Raw genomic sequence first — 20,680 nt, forward strand, 5'->3', positions numbered from 1 at the left:
GAAATTTGCCGAAAGGGGGGAGTGTCGCAGGTGAACAATTCGAGCCAAGTCGCGCCAGGCGTCGGCCCAGCACCCGCCCCCCTCCAAGCCCCGCGGACACCGCAATGAGCTTGTCCAGCGCCATATTTGCCTCCCTAGGCTTGGTCCTGATCCTGTTTGCCGTCGCAGCAACGGTGGAGCGCATGGCGCGCCACGGACGCCTGCAGCGCCGTTCCCGGCGCGGGGCCTACACCCTCGCGCTCGGCGTCTACTGCACCAGCTGGACGTTCTACGGATCGACCGGCACCGCGGTGCAGTCGGGCTGGGCCTTCCTTCCCATCTATGCCGGACCGATCCTGCTGCTGCTGCTCGCACCAGGCTTCCTGCACCGCCTGGGACGCGCGGTGCTGCAGGAGCGCGCGACGACCGTCTCGGACTTCATTGCCGCGCGCTTCGGCCACGACATCGTGGTCGCCCGGCTCGTTACGCTGATCGCGCTCCTGGGGAGCATTCCTTACCTCGCCTTGCAGCTACGCTCCATCGGCAACGCGCTCTCTCTGGTCTCGGGTTCCGCGATTGCCGTTCCGGTCATGGTTGCAGCCAGCGTCCTCCTGACCCTGTTCGCTCTCCTCTTTGGCGCACGACGTTTCGAACTGGCGGGACGCAGCGAGGGACTGCTCTTTGCAATCGGGCTGGATTCCGCGTTCAAGATCGTCGCGCTAGGTGTCGTGGCCGTTCTGGCGCTCGTCCTGCTCGCAGGTGCGGAGCCGGCGCGTATTGCCAGTGGGGCCGCCCAGATGCGCGCCAATTTCGGTCCCGGCAACATCAGTCTCGACGTAATGACCGTTCTCCTCGTGTCGGTCTTCGCTATCGTGGCGCTGCCTCGCCAGTTCTACATGAGCTTTGTCGAGGCGCGCGCAGAGGACGACATGCTGCGCGCCCGTCATGGGCTGGCGGCCTATCTTGCCGCCATGGCGATTCTGATCGTCCCCATCGCTCTTGCCGGTCACGCCCTGCTGCCGGAAGGGACCTCGCCCGATCTCTACGTGCTGCGGCTGCCCGATTGGGTCGGATCCGAACTGGCCCTCGCCGCCGCACTCCTTGGCGGCGTGGGAGCCGCGGCCTCGATGGCCATCGTGGATACCACAGCGCTTGCGACCATGGTCTCGAACGACCTGCTCGCACGGGCCGTCTTTGCCGCCCCCGGAGCCGAGACACGGCGTCAGTCGGCCGGGGGTATCGGGCGGCGGATGCTGGCGCTGCGACGGCTCTCTATTGCAGCCATCATGGCCCTTGCGCTGGCCTTCGCCCTTCTCGTGAACCGTGACCAGTCGCTGGCCTCGATGGGGCTTGTCGCCTTTGCCGCCATGGCACAGTTCACGCCGCACCTGATCCTTGCCACTAACGGCCGGGACCGCGATCCCGTAGCCGCACGGGCAAGCCTGGCCGTCGGCCTCGTCGTCTGGGCCTACACGCTGGCCCTGCCCCCGATCCTTCCCGCAAGCTGGACCCTGTTTCTGGAGAGCGGCCCGTTGGCGCCGGAACATCTCTTCGGCATCGCGGCGACAAGCGCCTTTGTCCACGGTGTACTCTGGAGCCTGGGTCTCAATCTAGCCGTCTATGCCCTCATCGCCGCGCGCAAGATGCCGGCGCCCGCCCTGCCCAGCCTCTTTGCCCCCTCGCACCGGGTTACGAACCTGGGCGAACTGGAGCAGTTCGTCGCTAGTTTCATCGGCGAGGAACGGGCGCTTCGCGAATTTCCCTCCGGCGAACACGGCCAACCTGTCGATCGCCGTACGGCCCATCGCGCCCAGGCCTTGATCGGCGAAGTCGTGGGGGCGGCCTCGGCCCGCACACTGGTCGCCTCGGCGCTTGCCAGTGGGCAGATGTCGATTGCCGATGTGACCCGATTGCTCGACGAAGGCGGCCAGTCGCTGCGCTTCTCGCGCCAGCTTCTGGCTGCGACGTTCGAGAACATCGATGCAGGGATCAGCGTGGTCGATGCCGAACTCAATCTCATCGCGTGGAATTCACGCTACGAGGAAATCCTGAAATACCCGGCCGGGCTGGTGCGCGCGGGCATGCCCATCGAGATCCTCATCCGCCACAACGCCGAGCGCGGCGATTTCGGTTCGGACGACGTGGAGGCGGCCATTGCGCGGCGGCTCGACCATCTGCGTGCGCGGCAGAGCCACAGCTTCGAGCGGCGGCGTGACGATGGTCGCGTGGTCAAGACCGTGGGCGGCCCGATGCCGGGCGGAGGCTACGTCATGTCCTTCACCGACGTGACCGAGGAAGTGCGGGTACGCGATGAATTGGAACGCACGCTCGCCGAACTTGAACACCGGGTCGAGGAGCGCACCCACGAAGTCCGCGAGGCCAACCGCCTGCTCGCCCGCGCGACACAGGACAAGACGCGCTTCCTCGCCGCCGCCAGCCACGATCTTCTCCAGCCGCTCCATGCAGCCCGTCTGTTCACCGCGGCGCTGGGGCGCAAGGCACAGGCCGAAGTGGAGCCCCTCGTCGGGCGGGTCGACAGCGCCATCGTCGCCGCCGAGGAACTCCTGCGCGCGCTGCTCGACATCTCGCGCATCGATGCAGGCGGCGTCATTCCCGACCCCGAACCTGTCGCCCTCAAGCCCTTTCTCACCGATCTTGCCGAGAGCTTCCGGCCCAGTGCGGAGGCGAAGGGCCTGCGTCTGAAGATCGGCTCGCTCTTCGGGCAGGTCGAGACCGACCCCGGCCTGCTGCGCTCGGTCATGCAGAACTTCCTCTCCAACGCCATCCGCTATACGCAGCATGGCGGGGTCGTCCTGGGCGTGCGGACACGCGGTGACTGGCTGCGTATCGACGTCGTCGATACCGGGGTCGGCTTTCCCGAAGAGGCCGCCGAGACGATCTTTGGCGAGTTCACGCGGCTCGGCACAGTCGAGGCCGAGGGCCTGGGGCTGGGCCTGGCCCTGGTCGAGCGGATCGTGCGTCTGCTGGGCGGGCGTATGGAGGTTTCATCCAACGAGGGGCGGGGGAGTCGTTTCAGCCTGCTTCTCCCGATGGCGGAAACCGTGGCCTCTCCCATGCCTGAAACATCCTTGCCGCGCGAGATCACGGGCCCTGTTGCACGCCTGGCCGTGCTGGTGGTGGACAACGATACCCGGATCGTTGAGGCGACGGTCGCCCTGGTCGAGGAACTGGGCCACCGCGCCGTAGGCGTCACGGGCGTAAACCAGGCCCTGCCCTATGCAGGCGAGATCGACGCGGTCCTTGCCGACTATCGCCTGGACGGGGACGAAACCGGCATTGCCCTGATCGAAGCGCTGCGTGCCATTCGCCCCACCCTGCCCGCCGCCATCCTGACGGCCGAGCCGCAAGGGCCGGTTCGAGCTGCCGCCGAAGCGCTGGGCGTCCGGGTTCTCGCCAAGCCGGTGGAACCCGGTCGTATCGAGACCTTCCTGGCCAGTGTTTCAATGGTTGAGGTGCAGGCCCAGTGAGCGCGCAACCAGTGCAGCCTGGGTGCGGTTGCTGACATCGAGCTTGCGCATGATCGCGGTCATGTGCGCTTTCACGGTCGCCTCGCTGACGCCCAGGTTGTGCGCGATCTGCTTGTTGAGCTGACCGTCGAGAACGGCCAGAAGCACCTTGAGCTGGGTCGGCGTGAGCCCTGCAACGCGCTCACGGATCGGGTCGAGATCGCTGGGTTCGGCCTGTTTGCGCGGGGCCGGGGCCGCTCCTGAGAGCGCGGCTGCAATCGCGGCTTCGATCTCGGAAAGGTCGGCGTCCTTATGGAGGAAGCCCTTGGCCCCGAAGGCGCGTGCCTCTTCGGCGGCTGTCGCGCCTTCCGCGCTCGACACGACCAGAATCGGGACATCGGGCCGCTCGGCATGGAGCAGCGCGATCCCTGAGAAGCCGACAGCGCCAGGCATCTTGAGGTCCAGCAGGATCAGGGAGAGATCGGGGTGAGCCGCAACAGCACTCGAGGCGGCCACCAGGGTGCCCGCCTCGACGATCTGCGCATCAGGAGCGACCTGCCCTACCGCGAGGGCAAGGGCCTGGCGGAAAAGCGGGTGATCATCGGCAATAAGGATGCTGCGAGTCATCCCCCGTGCCTAGCACCAGCCTCTTCGCGCTGCATCCCTCTTGTGGTCCTCTCGTGGCTAGGTCGATCAGGCTGTGGCTGGCTGCGGGCGGTTCTCGATCAGGTTGTCGACCACCGAAGGATCGGCCAGCGTCGAGGTGTCGCCCAGGCTCGAGACATCGTTCTCGCCTATCTTGCGCAGAATGCGGCGCATGATCTTGCCCGAACGGGTCTTGGGGAGCCCCGGAGCGAACTGGATCACATCGGGCGTCGCGATGGGGCCGATCTCGTGGCGCACCCACTTGATGAGTTCGCGGCGCAGGTCCTCGTCCGCTTCGACCCCGCTGTTCGTGGTCACGAAGGCATAGATGCCCTGCCCCTTGATCTCGTGCGGCATGCCCACGACCGCAGCTTCGGCGACCTTGTGGTGCGCCACCAGCGCGGACTCGATCTCGGCTGTACCCATACGGTGGCCCGAGACGTTGATGACGTCATCGATGCGGCCCGTGATCCAGTAGTAGCCGTCCTCGTCGCGGCGGCAGCCGTCGCCGGTGAAATAGAAGCCCTTGAACGTGCTGAAATAGGTCTGGAAGAAGCGCTCATGATCGCCCCACACGGTGCGCATCTGGCCCGGCCAGCTGTCGGCGACGACAAGGCAACCCTCGCCCGCGCCGGTCATCTCCTTGCCGTCGTTGTCGAGCAGCAAGGGGCGCACACCAAACATGGGCTTGGAGGCCGAGCCCGGCTTGAGGTCGGTCGCGCCGGGAAGCGGGGTGATCATCACGCCGCCCGTCTCGGTCTGCCACCAGGTGTCGACGATGGGACAACGCCCTTCACCCACGACGTTGTAGTACCAGGACCAGGCCTCGGGGTTGATCGGTTCGCCCACCGAACCCAGCACCTTGAGGCTCTTGCGGCTGGTGGCCTTCACGTACTCGTCGCCCTCGCGCATCAGCGCGCGCAGAGCAGTCGGGGCTCCGTAGAAGATTTCGACCTCGTACTTGTCGACGATCTGCCAGAAGCGGCTTGCGTCCGGGAAGCTGGGCACGCCCTCGAACATCACCGTGGTCGCGCCGTTCATCAGCGGACCGTAGACGACGTAAGAGTGGCCCGTGACCCACCCGATATCGGCCGCGCACCAGTAGATCTGGCCGGGCCGGTAGTCGAAGACGTACTCGTGTGTCATCGAGGCCCAGACCGAATAGCCACCGGTGGTGTGGAGCACGCCCTTGGGCTTGCCGGTCGAACCCGAGGTGTAGAGGATGAAGAGCGGGTCTTCCGCGTTCATTTCCTCCGGTGTGCAGTCGACCGACTGCTCGGCAACGCTCGTTGCCCAATCGATGTCGCGGCCTTCGACCATGGGCACGTCCGCACCGGTATGGGCAAGCACGATGACAGTCTCGACGCCGGGGCAGTCCTCCAGCGCCTCGTCGACATTGGCCTTGAGCGCCACGCGCTTGCCGCCGCGCAGGCCCTGGTCGGCGGTGAGGACAATGGAGCTGTCGCAATCGATGATGCGCCCCGCAAGGGCGTCGGGCGAAAAGCCAGCAAAGACGATGGAGTGGATCGCACCGATGCGCGCGCAGGCCAGCATCGCGACGGCCGCTTCGGGCACCATCGGCAGGTAGATCGTGACGCGATCCCCCTTCTTCACGCCGCGCGCCTTCAAAAGGTTGGCAAAGCGGCACACGTCTTCGTGCAACTGGCGGTAGGTGATGCGGCGTTCCGGGTCGCTGGGATCGTCGGGCTCCCACAGGATCGCGATCTGGTCGCCGCGTTCGGCAAGATGCCGGTCCAGTGCATTGGCCGAGAGGTTGAGCGTGCCGTCGGGGAACCAGGAGATGCCGAAATCGGCCTCGTGGAAGCTCGTCTGCTTGACCACGCTGAAGGGCTTGATCCAGTCGATCCGCTGCGCCTCGTCGCGCCAGAAACCTTCCGGATCGTCGAGAGAGCGCTGGTACTTTTCCATGTAGGTATCTTGGTTGATGAGCGCATTCTTTGCCCAGTCCTCAGGGACGGGATAAAGGGCCTCGACCATGGGTATCTCCTCTCCGGTATGTTGCGCGCCGGTTAATCCGGGTTTGAGTGTTCTCTAGCACATTCCACGTTCTCCACCGACATTAGACAATGGTCGTAGTACTGCGCCAAAGGTCGGGATGGTGCCCGTCTCTCTTCTTCCAGAACATATCAGGGCCCGGGCACGTTCCCAAGAGAATGGACACGGCCAGGGCACTGGAGGAGAGGAGAGATGTCCATGAACAGGCGCTGGACCTGTGCCCTGCTCGCGGCGACGAGCCTGGCGGCCCCGCATGTGGCCCAGGCCGCGATCACCGAGCGTGAAGCGGCCCTGGAAGCCCGGCTTGAGCGGCTCGAGGCCGAGATGCAGCAATTGCGGGCGGACCTGGCCGCCGCGCGCGAGGATCAGGCTGCCGCGGACACCCGCACGCAGGAGGCGCTCGCAAGCGTTACCGCCCAGAACGCCGAAGTGGCGACCCGCGTCGCGGCTGCCGAAACGGCCCGCCCCAAGACCGAAAATGGCTTCACCGTGGGTGCCACCCGCTTCACGCTGGGCGGCTACGTTCGCGTCAACGCGATTGCCTCACGCTGGAGCGAGGGCGATGTAGGTGTCGGTGCACTGGGTAAGGAATTCTACCTCCCCCAGCACATTCCCGTGGGCGATGCGCCGTCGAGTACCGACATGACCATGATGGCCCGCCAGACCCGCTTCTCGCTGGGCGCGGCAACGCCCGTCGGCGACAAGGAGATCAAGGGCTACCTGGAATTCGACTTTGCGCTCGCCACTGCACCTGCGGGTGCGCAGCGCGCGACGAACCCCTACACGCCAACCTTACGCCGCGCGTTCCTCCAGTACGACCACTGGCTGATCGGGCAGGAATGGTCGACCTTCCAGAACACCGCCGTCCTGCCGGAATCGACCGACTTTGCAGGACCTATCGAAGGCACCGTGTTCAACCGCCAGACGCAGATCCGCTACACCACGCGGCTGAGCCCCGGACTGGAGCTGGCGGTCGCACTTGAGAACCCGCAGACCGAGATCCTGTCCAGTGGTTCGCCCGGCTATCTCGACCTCGACGAGGACCGCCTGCCTGATCTGGTCGGACGGCTCAACTGGTCCAATTCGCTGGGAAGTTTCGTTCTTGCCGGGGTCGTGCGCGAGCTGCGCTCCGAACTGGGTGGCGACAAGCACACTGCCGCAGGCTGGGGCATCTCGGGCTCGGGCAAGATCCCCTTCGGCCCCGACAACCGTCACGATCTGCGCTTCATGGCAACCTATGGGCAGGGCATCGGGCGCTACCTCGGGCTCGGCTTTGTGGGCGACGTGATGCAGCCCCAGGCGGGCGACGAGCTGGCCGTCATCGACAACTTCGCCGCGCTTGCCGCGCTCAAGTTGGGATGGGGTGGAACCCTGCGCTCGACGTTCATGGGCGGCTACCAGAGCGCCGACTACCCCAGCGGACTGCTCGTCCACGACATGGCTAACAAGCGGGCCTGGAGTGCGGCAGCTAACCTGTTCTGGACGCCGATCGAGCATTTCGACGTCGGTGTCGAATACCGCCACGCCCTGCGCGAGACGGTGTCGGGCGCGGACGGCGCGCTCGATCGCATGGAGTTCGCCGCCAAGTACAGTTTCTAAGAGGGACAACACGCGGCTGCCCGGCCCATCCTTATGCGGACCGGCGGCCATCACGGGAGAGTTTGCAATGGCCACGACATACAAAGAATACGATGGCTTGCCCAAGCACCACAAGGCCACGGGCAAGGAGAAGCTGGTCATCACCGCGTCCTCGCTGGGCACGGTGTTCGAGTGGTACGATTTCTATCTCTACGGACTTCTCGCCAGTTTCATCTCGCGCACGTTCTTTTCGGGCGTGAACGAGACCACCGGCTTCATCCTCGCGCTGGGCGCATTCGCGGCCGGTTTCGCGGTCCGCCCCTTCGGCGCGCTCGTGTTCGGGCGCGTGGGCGACCTTGTCGGGCGCAAGTACACCTTCCTTGTCACGATGGGCCTGATGGGCGTCTCGACATTCGCGGTCGGCCTCCTGCCCGGCTACGACACGCTGGGCATTGCCTCGCCGATTATCCTTGTCGCGCTGCGCGTGATCCAGGGCCTGGCGCTGGGCGGTGAATATGGCGGCGCGGCAACCTACGTGGCCGAGCACGCCCCTGCCAACAAGCGCGGCCTCTACACCAGCTTCATCCAGATCACCGCGACCTTCGGCCTGTTCGCCGCACTTCTCATCGTGCTGGGCGTGCGCACCGGCATGGGCGAGGATACGTTCGCAGGCTGGGGCTGGCGCGTGCCGTTCCTGCTCTCGGCGATCCTGCTGGCGGTCTCCATGTGGATCCGCCTGCAGCTCAACGAGAGCCCCGTCTACCAGAAGATGAAGGAGGAAGGGACGACCTCGAAGGCCCCCATCACCGAGGCCTTCGGCCAGTGGGGCAACCTCAAGTTCGTGCTGATCGCCCTTTTCGGCGCGGTCGCGGGCCAGGCGGTCGTCTGGTACACCGGCCAGTTCTACGCGATGTTCTACCTTGAAAAGATCCTCAAGGTGGACGGCGCGACGACCAACTACCTGATTGCCATTGCGCTGGCGCTGGGCACCCCGCTCTTCGTCTTCTTTGGCTGGCTCTCGGACCGTATCGGGCGCAAGTATATCATCCTTGGCGGCTGCCTGCTCGGCGCGGTGAGCTATTTCCCCGCGTTCCACGCGCTGTCCGAAGCGGCCAACCCGGCCCTTGCCCGCGCGACCGCCTCGGCCCCTGTCGTGGTGACCGCGCATGAAGGCGAGTGCTCGTTCCAGTTCGACCCCATCGGCAAGAACAAGTTCGACGCCAGCAGCTGCGACATCGCCAAGGCATTCCTGGCCAAGAACGGCATCAACTACACCAATGTCGAGGCTCCCGCAGGGACCACCGCCTCGGTCTCGGTGGGAGGCACCTCACTCGTCGCACCCGATCCCGCCCGGATCCAGGGTGAGGCACGCGCGGCCGCCATCACCGCCTACCAGAGCCAGGTCGACACGGCGCTTGCCAACGCGGGCTATCCGGCCGCGGCCAATCCGGATGAGATCGACACGGTTAAGGTCGTCGCGATCCTGTTCTACCTCGTGGTGCTCGTCACCATGGTCTACGGGCCCATCGCCGCGATGCTGGTCGAACTGTTCCCGACCAAGATCCGCTACACCTCGATGTCGCTTCCCTACCATCTGGGCAACGGCTGGTTCGGCGGCTTCCTCCCCACCACGGCCTTCGCGATGGTCGCTGCGACCGGCGATATCTACTACGGCCTGTGGTACCCTGTCGTCGTCGCGATCATGACGGTCGTCATCGGTGTCATCTTCCTGCCCGAAACGTTCCGTCGCAATATCGACGACTGATTGATCACGAAGTGAGAGCGTGATCCACTTCTCGCCGCCCCCGCAACCTGATTTCAATCAAGGTGCGGGGGCGGCGCCGCGCCTAAAGATATCGGTACACCCTCTCCAAACGGAGTATTCCAGATGTCCACTATTACAGCCGTCACCCTCCCCACCCGCTCAGGCCTCGATCTCGACGTACGGCCCGCAACCGAGGCCGATGCCGGGATCCTCTCGGAATTCTTCGACCGGGTGAGCGATGAAGACCGCCGCTTCCGCTTCTTTGCAGCGGCCGAACACGTCAGCGAAGCGCAGCTTGCGCCGATGGTCCACGCCGACCACTTCCGCACCGAATCCTGGCTGGGCTTCAACACCGCAACCGGCGAACTCATCGCTTCGGGCCTCCTCGCCTGCGACGGCCCGCTCGACACCGGTGAGATCGCGATCTCGGTAGCCAATGCCTACAAGGGCCAGGGCGTGGGCTGGGCCATGCTCGATTTCCTCGCCAATCAGGCCAAGGAGCGGGGGTGCCGCCGCGCCATCGCGATCGAAAGCCGCGACAACCACGCCGCCATCGAACTCGAACGCGAGAAGGGCTTTGTTCCCGAACCCTTCGATGGAGACCCTACCATGGTCGTACTGTCCAAGTCGTTTCGATAGGGGCACAACAAGAGAGGCCGACACCCCCTAGAAGAGGAGATCGGGGTGTCGGATGAGGAGGAGAGGACAACATGAGTGATGCCTATCGGCAGACCTGGGATCTGAGCATCAAGCATCCCGAGGCGTTCTGGAGCCAGGCCGCGCGCGCAATCGACTGGATTACGCCGCCCGACACCACCTACGATCCCGACCGGGGCTGGTTCGCCGGAGGCACGCTCAACACCGCCTGGAACGCAGTGGATCGCCACGTCGCCAACGGGCGCGGCGAGGATTGCGCCCTCATCTACGACAGCCCCGTTACCGACACCGTCGAGCGCTGGACCTATGCCGGGCTGCAGGACGAGGTCGGCCGGGTGGCAGCCATGCTTGACGCTCGGGGCGTCGGACGGGGCGACCGCGTCGTCATCTACATGCCCATGATCCCGCAGACCGTGTTTGCCATGCTGGCCTGCGCGCGTCTGGGCGCGATCCACTCGGTTGTCTTCGGAGGCTTCGCCGCGCACGAACTGGCCAAGCGCATCGACGATGCAACGCCGCGTGCGCTCCTTACCGCCTCGTGCGGGATCGAAGGCAGTCGCACCATCGCCTACAAGCCTCTCGTCGACGAGGCTCTTTCCAGCGCACGTCACGAGGTTGAAAGCGTCGTCGTGTTTCAGCGCCCGCAGGTGGCCGCCGAACTGCGCGCCCCGCGCGACCACGATTGGGCGGCTCTGCGCGAAGAAACCGCGCATCTCCCTGTTCCGCCCTGTGCGGAAATGGCGGCGAACGATCCGCTTTACATCCTCTACACCTCCGGCACGACCGGCACCCCCAAGGGGGTCGTGCGCGAGAATGGAGGGCACGCCGTCAACCTCGCCTGGTCGATGCCCGCGATCTACGACATAGGACCGGGCGATGTGTTCTGGGCCGCCTCTGACGTGGGCTGGGTCGTGGGCCATAGCTACATCGTCTATGCGCCGCTGCTGGCAGGCGCGACGACGGTCCTGTTTGAGGGCAAGCCGGTCGGCACGCCTGATGCAGGGACGTTCTGGCGCGTTATCCGGCGCCACAAGGTCAAGACCTTCTTCACCGCCCCCACCGCAATCCGCGCCATCCGCAAGGAAGACCCGGAGGCAAGTTTCCTCCAGGAAATCGGCACCGGCGATCTCAAGGTGATCTTCCTCGCTGGCGAACGCGCTGATCCCGAGACCATCTCCTGGGCCGAAGAGCACACCCGCCTGCCCGTGATCGACCACTGGTGGCAGACCGAACTGGGCGCGCCTGCCATCGCCACCTGCTTCGGCCTTGGCGACACGCGCCGCAAGCGCGGCAGTGCAGGCTTTCCGGTGCCGGGCAACGCCTTCGCGATCCTCGGTGAGGACGGCCAGCTCGTTCCCGATGGCCAGAGCGGCGCCGTCGTTATGCGTGAGCCCCTGGCCCCATGTGCCTTCCGCACGCTCTGGAACAACCCGGCAGGCTACGCGAAGAACTTCACGTCCTTCCCTGGCTTCTACGAGACCGGCGACGCGGGCCATTTCGACGCGGAGGGTTTCCTCCACATCATGGGCCGCACCGACGACATCATCAATGTTGCCGGGCACCGTCTCTCGACCGGGCAGATGGAGCAGATCGTCGCCACCGTCGAGGGCGTGGCCGAATGCGCGGTGATCGGTGCGGACGATGCGCTCAAGGGTCAGATCCCGATTGCCTTCGTGATCCCACGCGCAGGGGCAAGCGATCTGGAGAGCCTGGCGCCTCGCGTGATCGCCGAGGTGCGCAGCGAACTGGGCGCCGTGGCCGCACTAAAGACCGCTTTTGTCGTGCCCCAGCTGCCCAAGACCCGCTCGGGCAAGATCCTGCGCAACGTCCTTCGCAAGATCATGAACGGCGAAGACTTCCCGCCTCCCCCGACCATCGAGGATCCGGGCGCGCTCGACGCGATCCGTTCGGTCGTCTTCCCCAAGGCGGCGGCCTGAGACCGCAAATGAAGCCGAAATGAGAAAGGGCGGACCGCAAGGCCCGCCCTTCTTCGTTTGCCAACCCCTTGGGGACGCGGCGATCAGATGTGGATCGCGCGGCCGAAGGCGGCGAGCACGGATTCGTGCATCGATTCCGAGATCGTGGGGTGCGGGAAGACCGTCTGCATCAGTTCGGCTTCGGTCGTCTCGAGCGTCTTGCCCACGACATAGCCCTGGATCATCTCGGTGACTTCCGCACCCACCATGTGCGCGCCCAGCAGTTCGCCGGTCTTCGCGTCGAACACGGTCTTCACGAAGCCTTCCGGCTCGCCGAGCGCAATGGCCTTGCCGTTGCCGATGAAGGGGAACGTGCCCGCCTTCACGGTGTAGCCCGCTTCCTTCGCCTTGGCTTCGGTCATGCCGACCGAGGCGACCTGCGGGTGGCAGTAGGTGCAGCCCGGGATGTTGTTGCGGTCAAGACCGTGCGGGTGGACGTCCTTGTCGCCCAGCTCCTGCGCAATGGCTTCGGCGGCCGTGACACCCTCGTGGCTGGCCTTGTGGGCAAGCCAGGGGCCGGGGGTGCAGTCGCCGATAGCCCAAAGGCCCTTCACGCCGGTGCGGCCATAGTCGTCGATCTGGATGAAGCCGCGGTCGAGCTTGGCGCCGACCTTTTCCAGGCCCACGTTCTCGGTGTTGGGCACGATGCCCACGGCCGAAATCACGTGGCTGTAGGTTTCCTCGGTGACCTTGCCGTCCTTGGCCTTGATCTTGACCTTCACGTCCTTGGCGCCCGCCTTGACGTCCTGCACGGCGGTTTCGGTGAGGATCTTCATGCCCTGCTTGGTCAGCGCATTGTGCATGAAGGCCGAGACGTCCTTGTCTTCCACCGGCATGATGCGGTCGACCATCTCCACGATGGTCACATCGACACCCATGTCGTTGTAGAAGCTTGCGAACTCGACGCCAATCGCGCCCGAGCCCATGACCAGGAGCTTGGTCGGCATCTCGGTCGGGGTCATCGCGTGGCGGTAGGTCCACACGCGCTTGCCGTCGACGGGCGCATTGGGGAGTTCGCGCGCCCGCGCGCCGGTCGCCACGATGATGTGCTTGGCCGAGATGGTTTCCTTGCCCTTCTCGCCCGCGACTTCGATCTTGCCGTCGCCCAGCAGCGTGCCGGTGCCCATGTGGACGGTGATCTTGTTCTTCTTCATCAGGTGCGTGACGCCCTGGTTCAGCTGCTTGGCCACGCCGCGCGAGCGCTTGACCACGGCCTCGAGATCGGCGCGGATGTTGTCCGCCGCCAAGCCGTAGTTCTTGGCATGCTGCATCTGGTGGAACACCTCGGCCGAGCGCAGCAGCGCCTTGGTCGGGATGCAGCCCCAGTTGAGGCAGATGCCGCCGAGCAGTTCGCGCTCCACAATGGCGGTCTTCAGGCCAAGCTGCGCCGCGCGGATGGCCGAAACGTAGCCGCCGGGGCCGGAACCGAGGACGATGACGTCGTAGGTGTCTGCCACTGTCTTATTTCTCCTGTTCGATCTCGCGGGGCCTGCCCGCCTCGTCGATCGCGACAAAGGTGAACACCGCCTGGGTCACCTTCACGCGCTCTTCTTCATAGCGATGGCGGCGCCAGGCCTCGATGGCGATGGTCATCGAGGTGCGGCCCACCTTCTGGATGTCGCCGTAGACGGAGACTTCGTCCCCGATGCTCACCGGCTTGTGGAACTGCATCGAATCCATGGCGATGGTGACAGCACGCCCGCGCGAGAAGCGCGCGGCGATGAGGCCTGCGGCCATGTCCATCTGGCTCACCAGCCAGCCACCGAAGATGTCGCCATAGGCATTCGTGTCAGCGGGACGCGCGGAGACACGGATTACCGCCTCGCGCTTGTCTGCGATCATATCCTGCATGTCATGCTTCCTTGCGCCTGTCGGCCAGGGGCTTGGGGCGGTCGTTCGTATCGAGCCCGACGAAGGTGAACGTGCCGTTGGCCACTTCCACTTCCTCGTCACTGGCCCGGACCCGGCCGAAACCGCGCGTGCGCACCGTCATCGAGGTGCGGCCCACGCGCAGGACATCGGCGTAGACATTGAGTTCGTCGCCCACCTGCATCGCGCCCGGAAAGGCGAAATCGGTGGCGCCCACGACGACGGCCTTGAGGCCGGTGCGCCGGGTCACGAGGGAACTCGCGCCAAGGGCCAACTGGCACATCAGCCAGCCCCCGAAGACCCCGCCGTAGGGGTTGAGATCGGTGGGCATGGCGGTGACGCGGATGACCAGGTCACCCACCTCGCCATGCCCTGATCCCGTGTCCATCTCAGGCAATCATCCCGAGCGGGTTCTCGACGAAGTCCTTGAACGCGGCCATCAGGCGCGCACCGTCGGCACCGTCGATGGCGCGGTGGTCGAAGCTGCCGGTCGCGCTCATCACGGTGGCAACACCGAGCGAACCGTCGTCCATGACCCAGGGCTGCTTCTGACCGGCGCCAATCGCCATGATCATGCCCTGCGGCGGGTTCACCACCGCCGAGAAGGACTTGATGCCCATCATGCCCATGTTCGAGATCGAAGCCGTACCGCCCTGATATTCCTCGGGCTTGAGCTTGCCTTCCTTGGCGCGGGTGCCGAGGTCCTTGGTCATCTTCGCGATCTGCGAGAACGACTTGTTGTTGGCGTCGGGCACGATCGGAGTGATCAGGCCATTGGGGATCGAGACCGCGACCGAAATGTCGGCACGCTCGTACTTGATGAGCTCGGTCCCTGCGAAGGACACGTTGCACTCGGGAACCTCGACCAGCGCCATGCCGAGCGCCTTGACCAGCATGTCGTTGACCGAGACCTTGAGGCCGCGGCTCGCGAGGGTCTCGTTGACCTGCGCGCGCAGCGCCATCAGCGCATCGAGCTTCACGTCCACCGACAGGTAGATGTGCGGCGCTTCCTGCTTGGACTGGGTGAGGCGCTTGGCGATCGTCTTGCGCATGCCCGAGAGCGTCTCGATGGTGTGCGGCACGCGATCGTCCAGGATCGAGGCTGCGCTGGAGACGGCAGGTGCGGCAGCGGGCGCGGGAGCCGCGGCTGCGGCAGGCGCTTCGGCCTTGCCGGGCTCGGCGTTCTCGACGTCGGCCTTGACGATGCGACCGTTCGGGCCCGAACCCTTGATGGTGGCAAGGTCGAGGCCCTTGTCGGCCGCGATGCGGCGCGCAAGCGGTGAAGCCTTGATGCGGCTGTCGTCGGACTTGGCGGCGGCCGGAGCAGGGCTCGGCGAGGGAGCGGGCGCGCTGGCGGCAGGCGCCGGAGCGTCCTCTTCCTTGGCAGCGGGCGCCGGAGCGGGGGTTGCGGAGACGTCGGCGTCGGCCAGAGCGGAGGCATCCTCACCCTCCTCGGCCAGCAGCGCGATGACCGTGCCGACCTTCACGCCTTCGGTGCCCTCAGGCACGGCGATCTTGCCGATCACGCCTTCATCGACCGCCTCGAATTCCATCGTGGCCTTGTCGGTTTCGATCTCGGCCATGATGTCGCCCGAGCTGACGGTGTCGCCTTCCTTGACCAGCCATTTGGCCAGCTTGCCCTCTTCCATCGTGGGGGAAAGGGCGGGCATCTTGATCTCGATGGGCATGGAAGCTTTTTTGTCCCTTATTTCCGTGGGGAGGCGTTTCAGGTTGCCCCTTCATTGAACAAGTTGCAGCTTGCGCACAAGCTCCCAACAGGTGCTTTTTTCGCATATGGGATGGGTTGCGCGCAGGCTCAATACCCCTGATAAAGCGCGGTGAGAGGATGAATATGCGCGTATATCTGGTCATTGTGGACGAAAGCGACGAGGCTCTGGTGGCGCTGCATTACGCCGCGCGCAGAGCTGCAAAAACGGAAGGTGCACTTCACCTTCTTGCAATCGTACCCCCTCAGGAGTTCAACGCCTTCGCCGGCGTGCAGGCCACGATCGAGGAGGAAGCGCGCGCGCGGGCCGAGACTCTGGTGACGGCAGCAGCGGGCAACCTGCTCTCGCAAGGTGCGAAGATGCCGCTGATTTCCGTCGAGGTCGGTGAGGACATCAAGGTCGTGCGCAAATACCTTGAAGCCCACCCCGAAGTGTCCGCGCTGGTGCTGGGTGCTGCGCGCGAGGGAGGCCCCGGGCCCCTCGTCTCGCACTTCACCGGTTCGGGCCTTGCCCGCATGGCCTGCCCGGTTTTCGTCGTCCCGGGCAACCTGGACGACGCGGCCATCGAGCGCCTCGCCGACAACTAAGTCGCTGGCTGTCACACCCGGCATCGCGCCGACCGATTTCGTCGGGGCGATGCCAGTTGATGCTGGGATCAGCGCTTCTTGCCGCGTCCCTGGTGGCGGATGTTCGCAGGGCGTCCCCGCTTTCCGACAAGGTGTTTGCCACGGTGCTTGAGCGGCGCGGGCTTTCCGCGCGGCTCGATCCGGCCACCGCCCTCTTCCAGCTCGAACTTGAGCGCGCCGGTCAGAGGGTTCGCTTCGGCGAGGCGCAGCGGCAGGATCTGGCCAATGGCGTACGTCGTGCCGCTCCGCTCGCCTTCCAGAACCTGCTTCTTCTCATCGTAATCGAAGCGCTCGTCGCCCAGCGTCGAGACCGGAACCAGCCCATCGCCGCCGAGCGAAATGATCGTTGCGAAGAAGCCGAACTTCTGGACACCCGTGATGCGGGTCTGGAAGACCTCGCCCACGCGCGAGGCGAGCCAGGCCGCAACATAGCGGTCGATGGTTTCGCGCTCGGCTTCCATCGCACGGCGCTCGGCCTTGCTGATGGCATCGGTCACCCGGCCCAGATCCTCACGGTCACGCTCGGAGAGGCCGCTGGTTGCCGGGATGTCGCCCTTTGGGGCCGGTTGCTCGAGTTGGTAGGCATCGACGAGTGCACGGTGGACCAGAAGGTCGGCGTAGCGACGGATCGGCGAGGTGAAGTGGGCGTAGGAGCCCAGCGCAAGACCGAAGTGTCCGGCGTTGCGCGGACCGTAGTAGGCCTGGGTCTGGCTGCGCAGGACCGCTTCCATGATCAGCGCCTTCTCGGCCTCGTCGGAAATGTCCTTGAGCATGCGGTTGAACAGGCCCGGCGTGATGACCTGCCCCATCGCCAGCTTCATGTCGAAAGTGGCGAGGTAGTCCTTCAGGGCCACCAGCTTCTCGCGGCTCGGCGCTTCGTGGACGCGGTAGACGACCGGCGCGACCTTGGCTTCCAGCGCCTTGGCCGCCGCGACGTTGGCCGAAATCATGAAGTCCTCGACCACGCGGTGCGCATCGAGACGCTCGCGCGTGGCGATCTCGGTGATGCGCCCTTCCGCGTCAAGCTGGACGCGCCGTTCGGGCAGTTCCAGTTCGAGCGGGTCGCGCGCCTTGCGGGCCGCGGCAAGTGCCTTCCAGCAGGCCCACAGACCCTGGAGGTTGGCCCCGGCGCGGTCCTCATCGATACGGGCCTGCGCTTCCTCGTAGGCGATCACTTCGTCGATGCGCACGATGGCGCGGGTGAAGCGCCAGTCGATGACCTTGCCCTGCGCATCGATCGTCATGTGGCAGGCCATGGCCGCACGGTCCTCGCCCGAGCGCAGCGAACAGACGTCGGCACTCAGGACCTCGGGCAGCATGGGCACGACACGGTCGGGGAAATAGACCGAGTTGCCGCGCTTGCGCGCTTCCCTGTCGATGCTGCCGCCCGGACGCACGTAGAATGAGACGTCGGCAATCGCGACGAGCGCGTCGAAGCCCCCGTCCTCGCGCGGCTGCGCCCAGATCGCGTCGTCGTGGTCGCGCGCATCCGAGGGGTCGATGGCCACGATCGGAAGATGGCGCAGGTCCTCGCGGTCCACGTGGCTGAGCGGCAGCTTCGCAGCGGCCTCGGCCTCGCCCAGCGTCTCTTCCTCGAAATGGTTGGGAATGCCGTGCTTATGGATCGCGATCAGGCTGAAGGCCTTGGGCGCGAGCGGTTCGCCAAGCACTTCGGTGACCTTGACCGCCGCGCGCACCGACTTGCCGATGGGCTCTGCCAGCACGAGCTCGCCCGCTTCTGCGCCGCCCAGATCGCTGATCTTGGAGGACTGGCGAATGCGCTTGTCCACCGGCTGCAGCCAGCCCTGCCCCGACTTGTCGATCTCCACCACGCCCAGCATCTGCTCGGAGCGCAGGGCGAGCTTCTTCATCGGGTAGCCACGCCAGCCCGAACCTGTTTCCTCGGTCCGGGAAAGTACACGGTCACCTTTCTTGAGCGCCCCCATCGGGTTGCGCTTGCCCTTCGCTTCGACAAGGCGAATGCGCGGCGGAGGGCTCGCGTCCTCGGGGTGCCAGGTGTCGGGCACGGCGATCGCCTCGCCCTCGTCAATGTCGATCACCCGCAGCACAGTTACCTTGGGTAACCCGCCCATGCGGTGGTATGCGGTGCGCTTGCCGTCGATCAGGCCTTCCTCGGCCATGTCCTTGAGCAGTGCCTTGAGCTGGATCTTTTCCTGCCCTTTCAGCGCGAAGGCGCGCGCGATCTCACGCTTGCCGGCGGGGCCGTCAGCGTTCTGGATGAAGTCGAGGATCTGCTTGCGCGTCGGCAGCCCCGGTTCGGGCCGTTTCTTGAATGCCATAGCCTTGCCATGGGACACACAGGGCCCGAATGCAATGGGGAGCGACGCGTTGGGACCGCGTCAGTCCTGCTGGAGCGGATGAAAGGCCCCGCCCGGCACCGCCGCCGCAATCGGGCTTTGGGCACCGCTCGGCGAAATGGCACTGACGCCCAGGATCCAGTCGTCCCCGCGAAGACCTTCCAGTTTGACGGCGGTCTCGGAGGTTGCCTTGATGACGGGCTCAGCCTCCCAGTCCGCCGCGTTGGTCGCACGCTTCCAGACCGAATAGCTCGCCGCGCCCACGACCGGCTCCCAGTTCACATCGGTCCAGGTCTTCACCGCCGCATCGGCATGGGGCGCGGGCGGCATCGGCGCCTTCGCCAGGGCGCCAAGCGCCGCGATGTTGAGATCGGTGACCTTGGCGAGATAGGGAAAATCCATGTACTCGACCGTGTCCCCGTAGAAGGTGCCGCCCTCGGTCCGCAGGTCCTGGTGCTGGTGATCGTAGTTCTCCACCGCCACGGTGAAGCGTACGGCCGGATAGCCCAGCTCCAGGAATGGCGTCTGGTCACCGCCACGCCCCATGCGGTCCGCGCGCCAGATCTCGCGCACGTCAAAGGCGGGGTCGAGATCGGGCGCAAGGCCGGTAATGAAACGCGAAAGATTGCGTCCCGGACTGTCATTCTCGCCGCCAAAACGCCGTCCGGCGCTGCGCGTCTCGTCGGTCGCATCGGCGCGGGGCCCCTCGGAGAAGAGGCGCACATGGGCATCGTCGCAATAGCCGTCCGAGCCGCACGAGCCGCCCACGATATCGTTGTTGAGAACCGCCTTCACCGTCCAGCCCTGCGCCTTGGCGTAGTCGGCCAGCACCTTGCCGCCCAGGAGCCCCTGCTCCTCTCCGGAGAGCGCGGCGTAGACGATCGTTGTCGGAAACTTGAGCTGGGAGAGCGCGCGCGCGGCCTCGAGAACAAGCGCCACGCCCGAGGCATCGTCGTTGGCGCCGGGCGCATCGCTGGTTGCGTCCATGACATCGCTTACCCGGCTGTCGATGTGCCCTTGCACGATGACGACCTCATCGGGGCGCTCGGTCCCACGCTGGATCGCGACCACATCGACGATGCGCGTCGGTTCGGGGACGCGGCGGCCGGTGACCGTCTGTTCCGGCTGAACGATGTCGAGGCAGTTCCCGCACGCCGACCCGATCTTTGCGAACTCGCGCGCGGCCCAGGCCCGGGCCGCACCGATCCCGCGCACCGGATCGCTCGCCGAGGACAGGGTGTGGCGGGTTCCGAACGAAACGAGCGTCTCGACATCGCCGCGCAGACGCGTCTGCGAAGCCGGCTCCGCGTGGGCGGTCATAGGGGAAAGGATAGCGCCAAGCGCGAATGCGGGCAGGAAGAAGCGAGCGTTCATGGCGCGCACTGTTCCGCGCGCCAACGCAGAAAGCAAGCCTTGGCCGCAGCTGTCGCTCAGGTCAGTAGTCGTCGGGTTCCGGGCCGTAGCGGTTGTCGCCATCGCTCGAGCCCATGATGCCAAAGACCACGACAAGCAGCAGGGGTACCATGCCCAGGAGGACCGCGGGCGAACTGTTGAGGCCCTGAAGGTCCGCCTGCATGGTTTCGGGATGCGCGAAGTCGAGCTTTTCGAACGCTGCCCTAACAAGGGGGATGCTGGCGATGCCGCCCCCAATCCCAACGAGCTTGAGCGCAACGGCGAGGCCCGCGATCCAGCCCGGCTTGCCCGAATCGTGGAGGCGGCGAACGAACGCGGCCGCCAGCAATCCGGTCGCGACAAGCGACGCAATCGCGTTGACCCAGATCGTGCCGACAAGGGTCGATGCCATGCGTGTCTTGAACGCATTAGCCATCGCGGCTTCATTTCCGCTGCCCGGATTCGACGAGATGGTGTTGATGCCGTCCAGCACCATCGCACCGCCCACGATCAGACCGTAGATCCACGATACGGCGAAATAGAGCACCACGAGAAACGCGGTGTAAATCCAGAAGGTCGTGCGCGAATCCCGACCCGTGAACGTGACGAGGTTCGAAAGGCAATGCCGGATCGGCTCTATCACGTTCATGGATCGGTCCCTGTTT

General features: G+C 65.5%; 15 protein-coding genes. 6 read left to right on the forward strand and 9 right to left on the reverse strand.

Translation table 11 applies throughout. The annotated features are described in order from the left end of the window. Positions 1–104: 104 nt before the first annotated feature. On the forward strand, positions 105–3,467 hold the full coding sequence (locus LC060_RS10725; RefSeq protein WP_226635452.1) for a PAS-domain containing protein: 3,363 nt from the start codon (positions 105–107) through the stop codon (positions 3,465–3,467). Here the strand turns inward: LC060_RS10725 and LC060_RS10730 are convergent. Beyond that, the gene (locus tag LC060_RS10730) at positions 3,441–4,073 is read right to left on the reverse strand and encodes a response regulator transcription factor (protein ID WP_226635453.1); all 633 of its coding nucleotides are present in this window, start codon (positions 4,071–4,073) and stop codon (positions 3,441–3,443) included. The two genes, LC060_RS10725 and LC060_RS10730, sit on opposite strands and share 27 nt — an antisense overlap. 66 nt (positions 4,074–4,139) lie before the next feature. Beyond that, on the reverse strand, positions 4,140–6,089 hold the full coding sequence (acs, locus tag LC060_RS10735) for an acetate--CoA ligase (protein ID WP_226635455.1): 1,950 nt from the start codon (positions 6,087–6,089) through the stop codon (positions 4,140–4,142). Positions 6,090–6,299: 210 nt separating this feature from the next. On the opposite strand from acs, the gene LC060_RS10740 reads away from it, so the two are divergent. The 4 genes from LC060_RS10740 to LC060_RS10755 all read left to right on the forward strand — a co-directional run bounded on the left by LC060_RS10740 (position 6,300) and on the right by LC060_RS10755 (position 12,044). Then, on the forward strand, positions 6,300–7,706 hold the full coding sequence (locus tag LC060_RS10740) for a DcaP family trimeric outer membrane transporter (protein WP_226635457.1): 1,407 nt from the start codon (positions 6,300–6,302) through the stop codon (positions 7,704–7,706). A 67-nt stretch (positions 7,707–7,773) separates the two neighbouring features. Then, on the forward strand, positions 7,774–9,450 hold the full coding sequence (locus LC060_RS10745; protein ID WP_226635459.1) for an MFS transporter: 1,677 nt from the start codon (positions 7,774–7,776) through the stop codon (positions 9,448–9,450). Between the two features lie 123 nt (positions 9,451–9,573). After that, positions 9,574–10,089 (forward strand): GNAT family N-acetyltransferase, encoded by a 516-nt coding sequence (locus LC060_RS10750; protein WP_226635467.1) that lies wholly within the window; start codon positions 9,574–9,576, stop codon positions 10,087–10,089. 71 nt (positions 10,090–10,160) lie between these two features. Continuing rightward, positions 10,161–12,044: an AMP-binding protein gene (locus LC060_RS10755; RefSeq protein WP_226635469.1), complete on the forward strand. Its 1,884-nt coding sequence runs from the start codon at positions 10,161–10,163 to the stop codon at positions 12,042–12,044. Positions 12,045–12,127: 83 nt separating this feature from the next. Here the strand turns inward: LC060_RS10755 and lpdA are convergent, their stop codons facing one another. Genes lpdA through LC060_RS10775 form a run of 4 tightly spaced genes read right to left on the reverse strand, consistent with a single transcriptional unit; the run spans position 12,128 to position 15,640 of the window. Further along, positions 12,128–13,540 (reverse strand): dihydrolipoyl dehydrogenase, encoded by a 1,413-nt coding sequence (gene lpdA / locus LC060_RS10760; protein ID WP_226635471.1) that lies wholly within the window; start codon positions 13,538–13,540, stop codon positions 12,128–12,130. A 4-nt stretch (positions 13,541–13,544) separates the two neighbouring features. Next, positions 13,545–13,934 carry an acyl-CoA thioesterase gene (locus LC060_RS10765; RefSeq protein WP_371710868.1) on the reverse strand — a complete coding sequence of 130 codons (390 nt, stop codon included), beginning with the start codon at positions 13,932–13,934 and terminating at the stop codon, positions 13,545–13,547. Position 13,935: 1 nt separating this feature from the next. Further along, positions 13,936–14,340, reverse strand: a complete 405-nt coding sequence (locus tag LC060_RS10770) for an acyl-CoA thioesterase (RefSeq protein WP_226635473.1) — start codon at positions 14,338–14,340, stop codon at positions 13,936–13,938. A 1-nt stretch (position 14,341) separates the two neighbouring features. Continuing rightward, positions 14,342–15,640, reverse strand: a complete 1,299-nt coding sequence (locus tag LC060_RS10775; RefSeq protein WP_226635475.1) for a pyruvate dehydrogenase complex dihydrolipoamide acetyltransferase — start codon at positions 15,638–15,640, stop codon at positions 14,342–14,344. A gap of 164 nt (positions 15,641–15,804) precedes the next feature. On the opposite strand from LC060_RS10775, the gene LC060_RS10780 reads away from it, so the two are divergent. Next, a complete protein-coding gene (locus LC060_RS10780; RefSeq protein WP_039395529.1) occupies positions 15,805–16,266 on the forward strand; it encodes a universal stress protein in 462 nt (153 codons plus the stop codon). Between the two features lie 68 nt (positions 16,267–16,334). Here LC060_RS10780 and rnr read toward each other — a convergent pair whose 3' ends face one another. From rnr to LC060_RS10795, 3 genes are all read right to left on the reverse strand, one after another. Further along, entirely contained in the window at positions 16,335–18,605 is a 2,271-nt protein-coding gene (gene rnr, locus LC060_RS10785) for a ribonuclease R (RefSeq protein ID WP_226635476.1), read from the reverse strand. 60 nt (positions 18,606–18,665) lie between these two features. Beyond that, the gene (locus LC060_RS10790; protein WP_413465105.1) at positions 18,666–19,997 is read right to left on the reverse strand and encodes a M20/M25/M40 family metallo-hydrolase; all 1,332 of its coding nucleotides are present in this window, start codon (positions 19,995–19,997) and stop codon (positions 18,666–18,668) included. Positions 19,998–20,058: 61 nt separating this feature from the next. Next, positions 20,059–20,664, reverse strand: a complete 606-nt coding sequence (locus tag LC060_RS10795) for a DUF805 domain-containing protein (RefSeq protein ID WP_226635477.1) — start codon at positions 20,662–20,664, stop codon at positions 20,059–20,061. Positions 20,665–20,680 lie beyond the last annotated feature (16 nt).

Source organism: Novosphingobium profundi (genome assembly GCF_020524485.1).
GTDB lineage: Bacteria > Pseudomonadota > Alphaproteobacteria > Sphingomonadales > Sphingomonadaceae > Novosphingobium > Novosphingobium profundi_A.